Here is a 17311-nt window from a genome sequence, read left to right as displayed (position 1 = left end):
ATCGTTTTTCTATACGTTAGATTATTAATTTTTCGCCGAGTTGTACTGCCAACGACGGCTTTTTTCTCTTCCCAAAATAAAGTGGATCATTGAAAATACTGCTGCAAATGTTACCAAGACAAAGCCATTGAACCAGAAGGATTCAGTGAACCTTTGATTATACGTGAGGGTCTCACTGATCAAGGTATTGTTTTGAACAAACCAATAGGTTGGCGTGAATGCCGCGATTTTATTGACGATATCCGGCAGAAAGTTCGCGGACACAAAGACCCCACCGATAAAACAGCTTCCGGTTATAAAGATATTGCTGATACCGCCGATCGCTTCTGAATTTTTCACAAGAGAGGTGACACAAGCCGAGAAGCTGATGACAGGTAGTAAAAACAAAAACGTGTTCAAAATGTGGTACCAAGCTGCTGTATCCCAGGATGTGCGAATCACTAGTAACACCATCAGTAATAAAAAGCCGAAGGTTAAAAGCAGCGAGTAACTGATTAAGCTTAACAGGATTTTCCGCTGTAGCATCCGCTTTGGAAGAGGCGCACTCTGGTTTCGCTTGCTGATTTCTTGGCGGTTAAAGGCCAGATTGATCACACCAAACCCGCTAAATATTGATAGAAAGAGGCCATATGACAATAAGTTAAAGGTCATGCCTGTTAACATTTTTTTCATTCGTTGACTATATTCTGTACTGAGCTCAACTTGCCCTGTGACGGCTAGCGCTGTTTGTGTTTCTTCTATCGCCTCACTGACTGTTTTGCCTTCTTCTTGAAAAAGTAAAAGCGTCTGTAAGAACGTGTTCACTTGCTGGGTGACAATGGTTTTAGAAAAAGCATCTGGCCGGCTTTGAATCTCGATCGTTGGCATCTGGCCAGCCTCCACTTGTTTGGAGAAATCAGCTGGCAAATGCAAGACAATGTTTACACGATTAAAATAAAGGGCATCGTCAATTTCTTTTTGTGAGGTCCCCTCTAAAGCAACCAAGGTTTGCTTTTCCTTCAAGTACTCCCGAAGACCATCAACGACTGGCGACTCCTCCTCACTGATCAAAGCAATGTTGGCTTCTTGTAAAGAGGTGTTTTCGACGTCGATGCTTTGCGCATAAAAGAACGTGACACCAACTGTGATCAATACTCCAATTAGTAAGTTCGACTTATTTGCCTTCAGCAAAGTCCAAATCGTTTTATAAAGCGTCATAGCGCACCCCTCTTTCGATCCAAGCATTTCCAATTGACAAAAGGACGATAAAGCCAGTCAACCAGAAAAGATTGGTATAAAAGCTACTCAAATCTGTATAGTAATACAATTGATAAAGACTTTCACTGATCAAATTGACGGGATTTACTTGCCCCAGTATCGGCACATGTAGATCAAGCCAATACTTGATTTGTTCCGAGCCCATCATCCCAGCAAAAAAGCTCATTGCCATTGTAACGGAGACCAAAATGCCATCTTTTTGCACCAAATTCATTTTTGGCGTCAGATTTCCAATCAATGTCCCTAGCAAAATCGCACACAATGATCCTAATGCGGCAACCAGTAGTAACCATTGCCAACGATCGCCAAAGTCTACTTGATAGACAAAACGAAACACCGCTAAAATAATGTAGACTTCTACTAACACAATCGTAAAACTCGCCGCTAAATTCGCACTTGAAACCAATGTCCGTTTTCTTGGTATCAAGGAAAGCCGAATACCATTCGCGGATTGATTGGCTTGCTGATCCTGGACATTACGGACACCCCACATCGTCCCATAGAGGATCGCCATCCCGATCAAGGTAAAGAAATAAAAACTTTTGACACTCATGTCACGATCTGCATTCACTTCTTGAAAAGTCGCCTCCTGTTCAAATGCGGCCATAATAGGTGCAAGATCAAGCGTTTCAAGTTCTGCTGCTTTACTAGAAATGATCGCTGTACGTTGTAAAAATTGATCCATTACATTTTTCATCAACGTCTGACTCATGCCCGCTTGGCCCACATGCAGAGAAATGGTTTTGTCGTCAATCAGGAAATATCCAGCTAATTCACCGGCAGTCAGCTTTTCAACTGCCTCTGTTTCTTGTAATTCCTCGAGTGCAAATAATGGTTTTTCATTGATTTCCACTTGTTCAAGGACGGTGGAAAAATTTTCCGTAAGCGCTATTTGGTCCCCGGTTTTTACGATCCCCGTCGTGATTGTCTCTAAATTTCCCGCTTGATCGATCTCCCCAAAGGCCGCCATAAACATTAGGCCTAAGAGAATGGGAAACGCCAACGTCCAAAACAGCATCGATTTATTTCGCAACAACACCTTTGTGCGGTATTTGTAAAAATGCCAAAACATGGTTTCCCCCTCCTCAGTCTCTCAATTCCTTGCCCGTGATCTCTAAAAAGACATCATTTAAGGTCGCTTCTTTGGTTGCAATTTTTCCGTAACTGATTTTCTCTGCTTGTAAGAGTGTCAAAATAGGTAACAAGACCGTATTGAGTTCCGTTGTTGTTACTTGGAGCTGTCCGTCTTTGTAAACGATTCCGTTAGCAGTATTGGTGTTCTGAATCGCTACCAACACGTGGTCAGGCAATAAGGGGATGTCGATGGTCAAACGATCTGCCGTGCGTACCATGTCTTTCAGAGATTCCTTAGTCCCTTTGGCAATCACCTGTCCCTGATCCATAATCACGATCTGGTCACACAGAATTTCCACTTCTTCCATGTAATGGGTCGTGTAAACGATCGTTGCTCCTTGGCGATTTAGCTCTTTGATGCTTTCCAAAATTTTATTACGACTTTGGGGATCGACAGCTACTGTTGGTTCATCTAAAAAAATCAAACGTGGTTTATGTGCGATCCCGCAGGCGATATTCAACCGCCGTTTCAAGCCACCGCTCAGCTCTCCTGGATGAAAAGTCACGAAATTTTCCAAACCCACTAATTGAATCACTTCTTCGATCAATCCTTGTCGTTTCTCTTTGTCAGCAACATATAACCCGCAAAAATAATCGATATTTTCTTGCACACTAAGTTCTTCAAAGACGGCAACCTCTTGAGGAACGACCCCGATCATTGCTTTAACGGCATAATTTTCAGGCGTCATGATTGATCCAAAAAGTTTGATGGTGCCTTTGTCATAGTTTAACAAAGAGAGCATACAGTTGATGGCGGTCGATTTCCCGCTGCCGTTTGGTCCCAATAATCCTAAAACCTCTCCTTCTTGTACTTGCAGATCAAAATGATTCAATGCCACAAAATCACCATAGCGTTTAACTAATTTATCAATTTCGATAATCACGATGAAAAACTCCTTCCAAATTTCTTGTTAATCTGACTATAATAAACTTCAAGGAAAGAAACTAGTGACGATTGGCTAAACTAAGCATGACATTTGTCACAATGAAGGAGTTTATCATGTCTAAATCTCGACTACTCAGCGAAGCTGGCTTCCTACTCGCCGTCTCATTACTTTTATTGGTAAATCAAGGTTTTGTTGCTGTGCAGGTCATCTATCTACTGATCGCCGTTATATTTACTGGCGTCAGTTATTTACTGCCTAGAATAGCAAACTGGTTTTTTCAAGTTATTCTGTTGCTTCTATGTACGTTTTGGCCAGAGCTTGCCCTCTTTCTGCCTGCATTGATGCGGGTGATCGCTCCGGAAGATAGTAAAGATGATGTTCTATTTTTATTAGGATTTTTATTGATCGCAACGGTTGTCCATCATTCTCTCACGGAGCTCGCTTTTGTCATCCTTTTGTTGCTCTTTGCTTTTTACTTACGCAAAAAAGATCAGCGAATGTCTGATCTTGAGAAAAAGTACATCGCTTCAAAAGATACCCATTGGGAAAAGCAGCAACAGTTATCGCAGCAAAACAAAGCGCTAGCCCTATCACAAGAAACAAAGTTAGCCTTGCAAATTGCCGAAGAACGAAATCGAATTGCTCGCGATATCCATGACAATGTCGGCCATCTACTGTCGAGTGCCATTTTACAGATTGGCGCGCTTGAAATGATCAATCAAGAGCCAAAACTAAATGACCCCCTAGCAAATTTAAGTGCTACCGTTCATACAGGGATGGATCGCATTCGACAAAGTGTTCACGATCTCCACGAGACATCGATTTCTTTCCAGCAATCCTTAGAGTTTCTAATTGCTGATTTTCCATCACCTGTCACGATTGAAGGAAACCTATTTGAAGGGTTGAATGAAGCACAGCAAAACTGTTTCCTAATGGTCATCAAAGAAGCCTTAACCAACAGTATCAAACATAGTTATGCGAAAACCCTCGTGTTGCATTTTCGAACGCTGCCTGCATTTTTTCGCTTGCAAATCACGAATGATGGCGTCCGCACACCTCAAAATCCAGACACTGGAATCGGTCTGAAAACGATGCGTCAACGGGTCCAAGAACAACAAGGTCAAGTTCATATTTTACAAGAAAACCAACGCTTTCAGTTGACGATCATTTTACCAAAGGAGGAACACCAATGATTACTGTAGTTATTATTGACGATGATCCGTTTGTGACCACATCTTTGCAAACCATTCTTGAAAGCACAGAAGAGATTCAGGTGCTGGGCATCGGCCATTGTGCCAAAGACGCACTGGAATTATATGAAACCTATCATCCTGACGTTTTGCTGACGGACATCCGCATGCCGGAACAAACGGGGATCGATGCTGCCAAAGAAATATTGGCTAAATTTCCCCAAGCGATCCTTTTGCTATTGACTACCTTCAAAGATGAAGAATACATTCGCGAAGCCTTTTCCATCGGTGTGAAAGGTTATTTGATCAAGCAGAATTTACAAGCGATCATCCCTTCTGTCAAAGCCGCTTATAATGGCCAAGTTGTCTTCGGGAATGAAATCGTTGAGACCTTCACGCAGCTAATGAAGAACGAACCATCAATTAACAATCAATCTTCTTTTAGCGAACGTGAATTTGCGATCATCAAAGAAGTAGCCGCTGGAAAAAACAATAAAGAAATTGCCGATGCTTTGTACTTGAGTGATGGTACTGTCCGTAATTACATCAGTCAATTACTGGAAAAACTGGAATTGCGGGATCGCACGCAATTAGCAATCTATTTTTATCAGCATTTACAGTAAGTCTCATCGATTGCAAAAAAAAGCCTGAAGAATGCGAAGCTGCATTCTTCAGGTTTTTTGTTTTCTACTCGATTATCCGACTGTCGTAGTTTTTAGTGGACAAGCTATGGATTTCCGGGACTGCCGGGATTCGTTGGATTGTTCGGTGTGTTAGGCGGGAAAATCGGCGCCTTTTCTAACGTTTTTTCTAACCCTGATTCATCCCGCTCGCCTCGTTCTGCATCGGGACTTTCATCTAGTTTAAATTCTTTTTCCATCTCATCTAATTTCTTAAAGTCGTTGCCAGATTCTTTTGCTAATTTTGCTAATTTATCTTCGGTTTCTTTCGCCATAACGTAACGCCTCCTTTTGATTTTAGCTTAGCATAAGAAGCTAAAAAACCAAAAGAAAGCGCTCACTAAGGTACCTTTTTTAGTATTTTCTCATCTTTCAATCAGCCGTTTTTTGCGGGCATAAAGTCGTATGGAGAACAGTCCTTCATGCCAATCATTGGATCCACTAAATGCTTTTTGACCATCGTTAAGGTCAATACACCATCGTTCGACGTTTCTTCGATGAGTGCTTCTTCCCCCATAGTCCCTTCACTTAGGTCTTTTCCCCCTGACAGAGGCTTTGCAATTTCTGTCTGATTTGATGTCGACGGCTCAGGCTCGGCAAAAGCAAACAAGTCCAACCCACTATCTGGTGACTTTTCTGTCGCTTGCTGGTTAGCAGCAGCTTCAGTGCTGGGATTTTCCTTTGGCTTCGAAGCTACCATTTTTGCCTTCGTGTTTTCAGAGGAATCATCATAAAACGGATCATCCGCTTCTTCAAATTGGGCCAATTTTGCTCGTTGCAGCGGCGTCATTTTTTCCGTACCATTGATACGTTCTTTTAATGTCGTTAAGCGAGTAGCAGATTCGTGACTGACACAAGTTTGATAGGCTTGCGGTTCACCAAGTAAAATCAGCATTTCTTTGCTGCGGGTTACAGCAGTATATAGCAGATTGCGTTGCAGCATACGTTGGTATTGATGAACCATCGGCAAAATAACCATTTGAAATTCACTACCTTGAGATTTATGGATCGAACAACAGTAGGATAATGTGATCTTATTCCATTCATTCCGCTTATAGGTCACTTCATTGGCATCAAACTGAATGACCAGTTCGTCAACCTTGTCTTCCGACTGTTTGGCTAGAGTAATCCCAACGATTTGGCCCATATCGCCATTAAACACGTTATCTTCTGGTGAGTTTACCAACTGCAAAACCTTATCACCGATACGATACACCGTATCATTGAAAGTCACCTCTTTTTTTGTCCCATCATTGGGGTTAAAAATCTCTTGCATCATTTTATTCAGAGCATCGATCCCGGCTGCCCCACGATACATCGGTGCCAACACTTGAATATCTTGCGGCGTGTAGCCTTTGTCTTTTGCCCGTTTCACTATCTGAGCGATCAACGGTTCGATTTTGTACGCATCACACGCAAAGAAGGAGCGATCTTTTTGGTTTTGTGTAAAATCAGCAGGCAGCTGCCCGTTTTTGATGGCATGAGCCAGTGGAATGATGCTTGATCCATCTCCTTGGCGATAGATTTCTGTCAATTCTTGTTTCGGGATCGCATCGATCGCTAGCAAATCATGAAGGACTTGTCCTGGTCCCACAGAAGGAAGCTGATCTTTATCCCCCACAAAAATCACTTGCATGTTTGTAGGGATCGACTTAAAGAGCGTATTCGCCAACCATGTATCGACCATAGACATCTCATCGACGATCAATAAGCCGCCTTCTAATTCTTTCGGACTAATCGATGGCGCTTTTTCACGTCCGTTCAAGCCTAACAAACGATGGATCGTCCCGCTTGGCAAACCTGTCGTTTCATTCATCCGTTTGGCGGCTCGACCAGTCGGTGCTGCCAAGAGAATCGGAAAGGTTTCTTCACTGTATTTTGATGTCTCTAAGTCCAGATCGTTCAACTCAGCAAACAATTGTACGATCCCATTGATCACCGTCGTTTTCCCGGTACCCGGACCACCTGTCAAAATAAACAATGGCGAACGAATGGCTTCTTTGATTGCTTCTTCTTGCGAAGACCCATAGGTGATACCTAAATGCTTCTCAATTTTTCGCAGCGTTTTGCTGATTGTTTTCTCAGGATAGACGATTTCTTTTTTGCGGGAAAGCAAGCGTTCGATGGAACTAGCGATTCCCCATTCAGAAAAGTACAGACTGTTTTCGTACAAACGAGTTTCTTCTTGCTGGATTTTTCCTTCTTCCACTAATTGAATGATCGTTGATGCCAGGTCGTCTGGCGCAATCTCAATAGGACGACTCGTTTCTAATAAACGCAGTGTCTGCTCTAACAAGTCTTGGGCATGGATAAAGGTATTGCCTGTCTGTAAGGATTGCGCAAAGATCTGATGCAAGACCGCTGCTCGAAACCGTTGCGGCGACGAAGCTTCGATCCCTAGCTGCTCAGCGATGCCATCTGCGCGTTTAAAGCCAATGCCTTCAATGTCTTCCACCAACTGGTAAGGATTTTCTTCGATAATTGATAATGCTTCATTTTTGTAGGCTTGATAGATTGCAAAAGAAAGCTGACTACCAAAACCATAGCGGCTCAAGCCAACGATCACTTGATCCATCCCATGATTTTGCCGTACAGTATCTAAGATCATTTTTTGCTTACTTTCATTCAATCCTGGAATCTGCTCCAACAATGTTGGTTCTTCCAGCATCCGGTCGATCGCTTCTTCTCCTAAAAGGTCAACGATTTTTTCAGCGGTCTTCTTGCCGATCCCCGGAAATTTTTCTCCAGAAAGATAGGCGATCAACCCTTGTTCAGAGGTCGGTTGTTCTTGTTGGTAGCTTTCGGCCTTCAACTGGACACCATACTTGGGATGATTGACCAGCTCACCAAAAAACCGATACTTTTCCTCTTCTTGGATTTCGCCGAAACTACCAGTAACGACGATCTCCGAGTCTTTGTAGTCGGCATTATTCTCAGTGACTTTAACTAATAGTACTTTATAAAAATTGCTGGGATTCTGGAAAAAGATGGCGGCAACATGGCCGACAAAAAACGTTCTTTCTGGAATCATGGTGCCGCTCCTTTCATGGTTTACAACAAAGCGTCTAATCCTGCTTGATTGCTTAAAAAGCTTGCTTCATTCCAAAGTTTTAGTTCAAAAGGCAATACTTTTTGTTCATTCGTCTCTAATAAGCTAACGCTGTTATTGACTAATCCACCTTGCTCTCTTAATTCGGCTAATGGTTTGCCTGCAAGCCACTGGATAGCAGCCGTAAAGGATGCCCCATGACCGACGAACAATAATGGGCCTTCATGCTGCATCACCGCATCCATGACGACGGTCTCGATTCGACTCAATGTTTCTTGGATCGGCTCACCTTTAAAGGCACTTGGATCGTAACGATCCAAGTGATTACGCAGATCCGTCAATTGTTGGGGATACTTCTCATGCATTTCATCGATGGAGCGACCTTCCAATTCACCGAGTCCGATTTCTCGCAGATTCTCATTATAAATGATTTCAACTGGGTGTTGGAGTCTTGCTTGGATCTCTTGGGCAGTCACTTTTGCTCGCAAAGATGTACTTGAGTAAATCTTCTCAAAAGGAATAGCTGCCAGATAATCACCGAGTAATTTGATTTCGTCATAACTTTCTGGCAATAACGGCGAATCCCCCAGCATTCCTTGAAAGCGACGTGCTTGGTTCCACTCTGTTTTTCCGTGACGGGTAAAGTATAATTGCATCGAAAAAGCCTCGCTTCTTAGTCTAATTTGTCGTTCTCATAATGATGCGTCAATTCCAACTCTGGGAAGCCTTGCTGCCGCAAAACTTCATAAATGATCAAAGCAGCCGTATTTGATAGATTCAGGGAACGAACATGCTCATCATTCATTGGGATCCGCAAACATTTTTCGGCATGCTCACGCATAAAACTTTCTGGAAGCCCCGTCGTTTCCTTCCCAAAAATGAAGAACTGATCGTCATCTGCGGTGTAATCGACGTCAGAATACACGCGATTGGCAAATTTCGAGATCAGATACAACGGACGCTCCCCTAAAAAGTCCATAAAAGCAGCTAAATCTTTATGATAGGTAATATTGACATCATGCCAATAATCAAGCCCAGCTCGTTTTAATTGCTTGTCATCCGTTGAAAAGCCTAAAGGCTCGATTAAGTGTAAATGAGTATTTGTTGCTGCGCACGTCCGTGCAATATTTCCCGTATTGGCCGGGATCTGAGGTTCAAAAAGAACGATGTGATTCATAGATAAAAACTCCTTTCGCTCGGATACTACCGATCGGTTCTCGCTTTCCTTTGTATCTCTGTATCTTGCGTTTTACAATTGATTCTCAATAGCTTCTTCAATAACTTCTATAGTACCATATTTTGGCACGCTTGTTTTTTAGAAACGACATTTTTTGTGTAGAATTTTGGGCATAAAAAAAAACGTACCAACTCGGTGTCGATCACTGCGAGTCGTTACGTTAGTGAAGCTCTTTTCACTAACTTTTATCAGAACAGGAACCTGATAAAAACCAATGAAAAATGACTTGAGAACAATATATCACTCCCATGGCATGATTGCAAGAGTAAATAACAAAAAAGTTCAAAATATTTTCAGGAAATTTTCGCAATCAACACCTCAACATCAACAGTGATCTGTCTCAAAGGAGCTTGCCGGAGCTTTTCTTTGCGTTCCTCCGAAGCCCCCCACTCTAACGGGGACATGGCAAGTAAATCTTGGCGATTTTCTTCAGGGATCGTAAAAACATGTGTCACTCTTTGACGGGAGGCGTCGGGGTAATGTTCAAGAAATTTAGTGACGACCCGTTCATTTGAGTATTGCTGTTTCGCTTCATCATTCGGATAAAAAGCAGCCCGCAATTCTTTTAAATAATCCGCCGCAGGGACGACTTTGATCAACTGTCCACCCTTTTTCAAAATACGATTGAACTCCCCATAATTTGACGGCGAAAATAGATTGAAAATCGTATCAAAGCTCGCTTCAGCAAACGGCAAGTTGGTCAGATCCGCCACACACCAAAAAGCCGGTACGTTTTGATTGGTTGCTAGATAAACTCCGTCTTTGGCGATATCAAAGCCGACAGCCGCCTGGGTCTTTTCATTGACCAACTGAGCCAGAAAACTGCCTTCGCCGCAGCCGACATCTAAAAGATGCTTAGCATCCCCCAAAACTGCTTTGATGCATTCAATGACTGGTGCATACATGCCGCTAGCGATCATACGTTGACGCGGCAGAAACAGTGCTTGATCATAATCTGCTTTGACTTGATGATCCAAAAAGAAAAGTGTGCCTTTCTTTGATAAGTCAAATCGATGACGATTTGGACAAACCAAGCCATTTTCGGTCGGGAAAAATGCTTGGCGGCACAATGGACATTCAAATAAGTGATAATGGGCGTTTAAAAAAAGGCGCCCGCGATCGATTTTTTTTAACATTCAACTTCCCTCATCTCTGCTCTACTTTAGCATATTCTTGTGGTAGAATGCTAGTGGATAGAATAACAAATCAACTGAACAACCAACTATTGGAGGTAAATCATGTTAAAAGAATTTTGTGCAGAAAATTATACCAATATTCCCTTAGCAATCGCCCGAGGCGCACAGCGGATTGAACTCTGTGATAACTTAGCGGTCGGCGGAACAACACCAAGTACCGGTGTGCAAGAAGAAGTTTTGCAATATGCTGGCGAAAAAGGAATTCCCGTTATGACGATCATCCGACCTCGAGGCGGTGATTTTGTTTACAATGACACTGAGTTGAAAATCATGCACACCGACTTGATCGAAGCAAAAAAGCTAGGAACAGACGGCGTTGTTCTAGGTTGCTTAACTCCTAGCGGCTGGTTAGACGAAGAAGCATTGGAGCTATTGTTAGAAACCGCAGAAGGCTTGCAGGTTACTTTTCACATGGCCTTCGACGCGATTCCTGCAGCGCGCCAATTTAAAGCGATCGATTGGTTAGCTGAGCATGGCGTACAGCGGATTTTGACCCATGGTGGTGCTGCAGGGACTCCGATTGAAGACAACTTCGATCATCTGAAAGAATTGATCGCCTATGCTGGTGAGCGTTTAACGATTTTACCTGGCGGTGGCATTTCCTTTGAAAATGCCCAACATGTTGCTGATACATTAGGTGTAAAAGAAGTTCATGGAACCAGAATCGTCGACCTTAATGATTGAGCTTGCGTGACACAAAAGAATCACGCAAAGAAATCCCCACAAACGATGAGAACGCATCGTTTGTGGGAATTCTTTTTATATTGCTTGCAATAAGTCGTATTGTGATTGATACAAATGATGGTACAAGCCTTTTTGTGCCATTAGCTGATCATGGTTACCAGATTCAGCAATCGTGCCCCCTGCCACGTAAAAGATTCGATCAGAATTTTTGATTGTGGACAGCCGGTGAGCGATGATGAATGAAGTTCTGCCTTCTAACAGCTTCAACAGTCCTTCTTGCAGCAATTCTTCTGTCTTCGTATCAATACTAGAAGTAGCCTCATCTAAGATCAAGATTTTTGGATCAGCCAACAACGCTCGGGCAAAGGAAATCAGTTGCCGTTGCCCCGCAGATAAAGTACTTCCTCGTTCTTCGACGACGGTTTGATAGCCGTCTTTCAACTCCGTGATAAAGTCGTGAGCACGGACGATCTTCGCTGCTTCAATGATCTCTTCTTCTGTCGCGTCTAATTTTCCATAGCGAATATTTTCTATGATCGTTCCTGAGAAAATAAAGGTATCTTGCAGCATGACCCCCATCTGTGAGCGCAGGGATTCCAGCGTCACGTCACGAACGTCCATCCCATCTACTTTAACACTGCCTTCATTGACATCATAAAAGCGGCTCAGCAAATTGATGATCGTGGTCTTCCCTGCACCAGTAGGGCCAACCAAGGCAATGCTTTCCCCGGGTTCGATGTGGAAATTGACATCAGAAAGAATGTTTTTGCCTTCTTCGTATCGGAAGGTCACGTGTTCAAAATCAACGGTCCCTTTCATTGTCGGCAATACTTTTGCATCTGGTTTGTCTTCGATATCTGGGACTTCATCCATCGTTTCAAAAATCCGTTCAAGATAGGCTGTTGCTGTAATCAAAGAATTATAAAAATTCCCGATATTGATGACTGGATTCCAGAAATTATTGATATAACTGATAAAAGCGATCAGAGTACCTGTGCTGACATCGACACCGATTTGGCGAATGCCGACAAAATAAATCAAACAAGTTGTAATGACTGAAATGTTTTGCACCCCAGGCCACATGAGAAACTGAATTTTGACAGCTTTCATCCAGGAAGTCCGATAATCATTGCTGACTTCTTGGAAAATCTCTGCATTTTCTTCTTCCCGTGCGAAGGATTGGGTGATCTTGATGCCGGCAATACTTTCATGAATGTAGGCATTTAAATTGGACTGTTTATTACTCAACACCTGATAAGCTTTGCGCTGGTTATTTTTGATTACCATCACCATGATGAACAAGATTGGCAGCAACGCAAGGGAATACAGGGTCAATTTGAAGTCGATCGCAAACATAAAAATCAAGGTGATGATGACGTTGAAAACATCGGAAATCAAATTGATTAGTCCATTACTCAACAGGTCACTCAGTGTATTGATGTAATTTACGATGCGGATCAAGATCTTGCCATGGGGCCTTGTATCGAAATAAGAAAACGGCAGCCGCTGCAGATGTTCAAAAATATCAAAGCGCATATCCTTCAATACGTCTTGCCCAATATTCGTGATATGGTAGATACGATAACGCATGCAGACACCGATAACGATCAAGGTCACTAGAAAGGCAGCTCCTAAAAGCAGCAATTGATTGACATTTTTCTCAGGAATCGATGAGTCGATGGCGATCTTCGTGAAAACAGGCGCCAGCATTCCTGCTAAGTTTGCCAGGATGATCGTAAATAGTACTTTCCCAATGCTTTTTTTATACGGTACGACGTATTGGGACAAACGCTTGAAATCCTTCCAGCTAAATTCCTGGTCTAATTCCTCATCCACATCAAATTTATTTCTCGCCATCGTCTTCACCTCCTGACAAGCCTAATTGTTTTTGATACACTTCATAGTACTTCCCTCGCAGTTTGACGAGTTCTTCGTGGGTGCCTTGTTCAACAACCCGACCTTTTTCCATCATCAAAATCTGATCGGCTTCTCGAACAGAGGAGATCCGATGGGCAATGATAAACGTCGTTTTCTCTCCGGTTAATTTTGTCAGCTCTTGTTGGATCTTCGATTCTGTCTCCATATCGACGGCAGACGTCGTGTCATCCAAAATCAAGATCGATGGATCTTTGGCTAAGGCCCGCGCAAGGGAGATCCGTTGTTTTTGTCCACCAGAAAGTCCGACGCCTCGTTCACCGACAATCGTCTCGTAGCCTTGAGGCATTCGAGAAATAAAGGTATCTGCATCGGCGACTACGGCCATTTGGCGAATAAAGCCTTCATCTGCTAAAGGATTTCCAAAAGCAATATTGTCAGAGATAGTATTAGAAAACAAGAAGACATCTTGCATCACCATCGAAATATTTTCCCGCATTTGACGCACAGGATACTCTTTGGCATTTTTTCCATCAATCAATACTTCCCCTTCAGTCGGATCATAAAAACGTCCAACTAAATTTACTAACGTCGTTTTTCCAGAGCCGGTTTCGCCTAAGATCCCTAACGTTTGTCCCGGCCCAATCTTGAAGTTGATGTTTTCCAGTACATTTTGCTCTGGATCATCTGAAAAATGGAAAGAGACATCTTTAAATTCCACAAATCCTTTGATCGGTTCTAATTTTTCTTGTTGGTGAACCGGTATTTTCGATTCTTGTGCCAGCATTTGTCGAATTTTGATACAGGCCGCAGAAAATCGCTGAACATCGTTGATCAACCAGCCACTCATACGCATGGGGTTGTTCAACATCCATAGATAACCATTAAACGCAACAAGATCTCCTAAGGTCATGTCCTCATTGATTACGAAAATTCCGCCTAAAACTAAGGCAATGACTGACAAACTTCCTGCTAAGCCATCAAGCCAGGGCAGATAGCTACGGGAAACTTTGGCAGATGCCATGTTGCGGGTCTTAAAATCTTCGTTGTAGGAGCGAAATTTTTCGATCTCAAAATTTTCACGAGCGAAGGCTTTTACGACCCGATTGCCGCCAATATTTTCTTCTACCATTGAGTTCAAGCGAGAAAAGCTCTCACGAATGTCAAAAAACAATGGGTGTGCCTTTTTAGACATGCGGTTGGTCAACAGAAAAATGATCGGTGTGACAGCCACCAGTGCCAGCATCAATTTCCAGTCAATAAAGCTCATCACCACCACCGCTGAAAAGAACCATAAGATACATTCAGCGATATTATAGGTCACCCAAGAAACAAAGTGGCGAATGGCATCGGTATCCCCTGTCATTCGTGCCATAATATCTCCCACACGAGTGTGATTGAAAAAGTCGAAATCCAATTCTTGCAGTTTCTGATACAAATCTTCCCGTAAATCGTATAGCGTATTTTGTCCGACCCGTTCAAATAAAATCTGATAACTATAGCGGACAATGGTGCGAATGACGGTCGTCGCAATCATGATCAACAGTAATGGAATCAATAAGTGCGTTTTTTGCTGATTGATGACATCGTCGATCACCATTCCTCCCAAGTACGGATTAACAATGATCAGCGCTGCATTGATCACTAAAAATAGGATCGCCAATATGATTTTTCCGCGGTTCTTTTTGGCATAGCGCCAGATCCATTGTGTATTACTCATCTAATTCCCCCTCTCGTTGTTAAGCTTAGCGTTTTGAAAAGCGATTTGAATGGTTTTTCTTACTCATTTTGATGTAAAATATTAGTAAGAAGTACCATTCCCTTTTTTTACAGGAAATAAGCACCCAATTGGAGTGAATCAGCCATGAATTTAGTTAACCCTCGTACGTTTAATCCAGAAATCATCTATCTCTTTGACCCATGGACGCAATCAGAAAGTCATGGAGAAATGCACCATCATGACTTTTTAGAAATCAGCGTCTTATTAGAAGGAGAAAGTACCTATTATTTTGAAAAAGAACCAGCGAAAAAAATCCGTGCTGGCAGCGTCATGCTTTTCAATCCTGGCGTCGATCACTGCGAATTGCAGCCTAAGGGCACTCGCTCCCATCAGCTGCATATTGGTTTAAAAAATATTTCTTTGGAAGGGTTTAAACGGAATTTTTTCCCGAACAAACACCCCTTGTTGGAGCTAGGCAAATACCATCATCAAGTTTTGGAAAAAGCCTGGCAGTTGGTGAGAGAAAGCAGTGAAGAGCGGGATGAGTTTCAATTGATGCAAAAGGCTGTTTTGATGGAGATGCTCGTCTACATTTTACGTGGACTAAATGAAGACCATATCAATGTCGTGCCTTACCTTTCCAAAAGCCAACGACGACAACAACAGATCGTCAACTATACGGTCTATTACTTGGAAAATCATTACAAAGAAGAAATCACATTAGAGAAGCTCGCACAGGATCAATTTCTCAGCCCGACATACCTTTCAAAGATTTTTAAAGAGGCGACGGGTGTCAGTCCCATCAACTACTTGATTGAGATTCGCTTAAAGCGTGCCAAAGACATGTTAAAAAATGAAAACCTCACGATCAAAGAAGTCGCCTCTGCTGTGGGCTATCAGGATGCTTATCACTTTAGCAAGTCTTTTAAAAAACTTTATGGTGTCTCTCCTTCTGGGGTATTGCCAAAACCAAAAAATTAAAGAGCAAGTCGATGACCTTCCTTCGAATGAAGAATCATCGGCTTGCTCTTTGTTCATTGAATAAAATAGTTCATAAAAAGACTGGCAATGTTGAAGTAGATCAAAACACTGGTCAAATCGCTAAGGGTCGTGATAAACGGACCACTTGCCACTGCTGGATCAAAACCCAGCTTGTCCATCAGCATCGGGATCAAACTTCCCGCTAAGTTGGCTACTGTGATGGCACACATCATCGCCATCCCAATCACAAACCCTAGAATCGGATTTTGTTTCCAGACAGCTACGATAGCAAAGATCGTCAACCCCGTGATGGCACCTGTGAACAGTCCTGTCAGCACTTCACCGACCACCGTCTTCATAAAGCTGTTTTCTTTGTCGTCATTGATCGCCAGACGACGAACGGCTACGGCTAAGGATTGGGTACCAGCATTACCGGCGGTCCCAGTGATCAGTGAGATAAAAACAGCGAGAATACTTGCTTCGCTGACCAACTCTTCATAATGACTGATAAGACTGGCGGTGGCCATTCCGAGAAAGAGTAAGGTGATAAGCCAAGGCAAGCGTCTCGAAGACGCTTTGATCGGGTTCTCACTGACTTCTTCCACATTGACCCCTGCCAAGCCAGAGTAGTCACTGGCTGCTTCATCATCGATAACGTCGATGATATCATCGACGGTCACGATCCCTAATAGGTGATCGTCATAATCGGTGACTGGCAATGCGAGAAAGTCATAATCTCGGAAGGTCTGAGCGACATCCTCTTGGTCATCTCCAACATGAACCGACATGACCCGCTCGTTCAAAATATCAGCGATCATGGTATCTTCATCATTGATGATCAAGTCTCTTAAAGAAATAACGCCCACAAGCTTATTATCAGTATCCACGACGTAAATATAGTAAATCGTCTCGGCAACATCTGCGGCATTTTTTAAGACATACATCGCTGAACGAACCGTTTGGTTGGCCACAATGGAAACAAACTCGGTAGTCATCAACGATCCAGCAGTTTCATCTTCATAGTGCAGCAGCTCTTTGATTTCGCTAGCAGCTTCAGCGGTCATCAAACTCAAATATTTCGCTGTTTGTTTTTTATCCAGAGTATTCAGCAGGTCAACCGCATTATCGGTATACATTTGCGCCAACATATCAGCCGCATAGGCAGGGCGCATCTCTGAAAGATAGTCCACCATGTGTTCATCATCTTCTTCAATGACGTCAAACATGTCTGCCAATTCTTTCGGGGAAAGATACGTATAGACGATTTGTCGATCGGCTGCTTCTAGAGATTGGTAGAACTGACCCTGCTCGTAGATATGCAGATCCAAGAACGCCTCACGAAATCCCTGGATATCATTGTCTTTTAATGCTTGATTCAGTTGATCAAACCGTTCAGTTAATTCTTGATTTTCATCCAATCT

Annotated in this window: 15 protein-coding genes; 4 read left to right on the top strand and 11 right to left on the bottom strand. The window is 42.8% G+C overall.

What is annotated here, in order from left to right; genetic code table 11:
- Positions 1-24: 24 nt before the first annotated feature.
- The 3 genes from FJU10_RS07070 to FJU10_RS07060 are packed head-to-tail and all read right to left on the bottom strand — an operon-like array spanning position 25 to position 3275.
- Positions 25-1197, bottom strand: a complete 1173-nt coding sequence (locus tag FJU10_RS07070) for an ABC transporter permease (protein ID WP_140965501.1) — start codon at positions 1195-1197, stop codon at positions 25-27.
- On the bottom strand, positions 1184-2329 hold the full coding sequence (locus tag FJU10_RS07065; RefSeq protein ID WP_140965499.1) for an ABC transporter permease: 1146 nt from the start codon (positions 2327-2329) through the stop codon (positions 1184-1186). Before FJU10_RS07065 ends, FJU10_RS07070 begins: the two co-directional genes overlap by 14 nt.
- Positions 2330-2342: 13 nt before the next feature.
- Complete coding sequence (locus FJU10_RS07060) at positions 2343-3275, bottom strand: ABC transporter ATP-binding protein (RefSeq protein ID WP_140965497.1); 933 nt, start codon at positions 3273-3275, stop codon at positions 2343-2345.
- Between the two features lie 86 nt (positions 3276-3361).
- Between FJU10_RS07060 and FJU10_RS07055 the strand changes: the two genes are divergently transcribed.
- Together FJU10_RS07055 and FJU10_RS07050 are read left to right on the top strand one after the other, a co-directional pair.
- A complete protein-coding gene (locus tag FJU10_RS07055; RefSeq protein ID WP_411268835.1) occupies positions 3362-4471 on the top strand; it encodes a sensor histidine kinase in 1110 nt (369 codons plus the stop codon).
- Complete coding sequence (locus FJU10_RS07050) at positions 4468-5091, top strand: response regulator transcription factor (RefSeq protein ID WP_140965496.1); 624 nt, start codon at positions 4468-4470, stop codon at positions 5089-5091. The genes FJU10_RS07055 and FJU10_RS07050 overlap by 4 nt, the downstream gene beginning before the upstream one ends.
- 104 nt (positions 5092-5195) lie before the next feature.
- Here FJU10_RS07050 and FJU10_RS07045 read toward each other — a convergent pair whose 3' ends face one another.
- The 5 genes from FJU10_RS07045 to FJU10_RS07020 form a co-directional block, all read right to left on the bottom strand.
- The gene (locus FJU10_RS07045) at positions 5196-5423 is read right to left on the bottom strand and encodes a cold-shock protein (RefSeq protein ID WP_081118454.1); all 228 of its coding nucleotides are present in this window, start codon (positions 5421-5423) and stop codon (positions 5196-5198) included.
- 101 nt (positions 5424-5524) lie between these two features.
- The gene (locus FJU10_RS07040; protein ID WP_140965494.1) at positions 5525-8179 is read right to left on the bottom strand and encodes an ATP-dependent RecD-like DNA helicase; all 2655 of its coding nucleotides are present in this window, start codon (positions 8177-8179) and stop codon (positions 5525-5527) included.
- Positions 8180-8199: 20 nt separating this feature from the next.
- On the bottom strand, positions 8200-8853 hold the full coding sequence (locus FJU10_RS07035; RefSeq protein ID WP_005229730.1) for a histidine phosphatase family protein: 654 nt from the start codon (positions 8851-8853) through the stop codon (positions 8200-8202).
- Positions 8854-8870: 17 nt separating this feature from the next.
- Positions 8871-9374 carry a tRNA (uridine(34)/cytosine(34)/5-carboxymethylaminomethyluridine(34)-2'-O)-methyltransferase TrmL gene (gene trmL, locus FJU10_RS07030; protein ID WP_077452506.1) on the bottom strand — a complete coding sequence of 168 codons (504 nt, stop codon included), beginning with the start codon at positions 9372-9374 and terminating at the stop codon, positions 8871-8873.
- Between the two features lie 353 nt (positions 9375-9727).
- Positions 9728-10570: a methyltransferase domain-containing protein gene (locus tag FJU10_RS07020; RefSeq protein WP_077452507.1), complete on the bottom strand. Its 843-nt coding sequence runs from the start codon at positions 10568-10570 to the stop codon at positions 9728-9730.
- Positions 10571-10672: 102 nt separating this feature from the next.
- Here FJU10_RS07020 and FJU10_RS07015 point away from each other — a divergent pair, with 102 nt between their 5' ends.
- Positions 10673-11314 (top strand): copper homeostasis protein CutC, encoded by a 642-nt coding sequence (locus FJU10_RS07015; RefSeq protein WP_016621321.1) that lies wholly within the window; start codon positions 10673-10675, stop codon positions 11312-11314.
- 75 nt (positions 11315-11389) lie between these two features.
- Here the strand turns inward: FJU10_RS07015 and FJU10_RS07010 are convergent, their stop codons facing one another.
- Together FJU10_RS07010 and FJU10_RS07005 are read right to left on the bottom strand one after the other, a co-directional pair.
- On the bottom strand, positions 11390-13171 hold the full coding sequence (locus FJU10_RS07010) for an ABC transporter ATP-binding protein (protein ID WP_077452509.1): 1782 nt from the start codon (positions 13169-13171) through the stop codon (positions 11390-11392).
- The gene (locus FJU10_RS07005) at positions 13158-14909 is read right to left on the bottom strand and encodes an ABC transporter ATP-binding protein (RefSeq protein ID WP_140965493.1); all 1752 of its coding nucleotides are present in this window, start codon (positions 14907-14909) and stop codon (positions 13158-13160) included. Before FJU10_RS07005 ends, FJU10_RS07010 begins: the two co-directional genes overlap by 14 nt.
- A 144-nt stretch (positions 14910-15053) precedes the next feature.
- Here FJU10_RS07005 and FJU10_RS07000 point away from each other — a divergent pair, with 144 nt between their 5' ends.
- Positions 15054-15890, top strand: coding sequence for an AraC family transcriptional regulator (locus tag FJU10_RS07000; RefSeq protein ID WP_010749431.1), 837 nt, complete (start codon positions 15054-15056; stop codon positions 15888-15890).
- 53 nt (positions 15891-15943) lie between these two features.
- On the opposite strand, the gene mgtE is transcribed toward FJU10_RS07000, so the two are convergent.
- Positions 15944-17308, bottom strand: a complete 1365-nt coding sequence (mgtE, locus tag FJU10_RS06995; RefSeq protein WP_010749430.1) for a magnesium transporter — start codon at positions 17306-17308, stop codon at positions 15944-15946.
- Between the last annotated feature and the right edge of the window lie 3 nt (positions 17309-17311).

Origin of the sequence: Enterococcus sp. OL5 (genome assembly GCF_006491895.1) — a bacterium.
Lineage (GTDB): Bacteria > Bacillota > Bacilli > Lactobacillales > Enterococcaceae > Enterococcus_D > Enterococcus_D innesii.
Note: the sequence above shows the minus strand (reverse complement) of the source record. Positions and strands in the feature narration are given on the sequence as shown.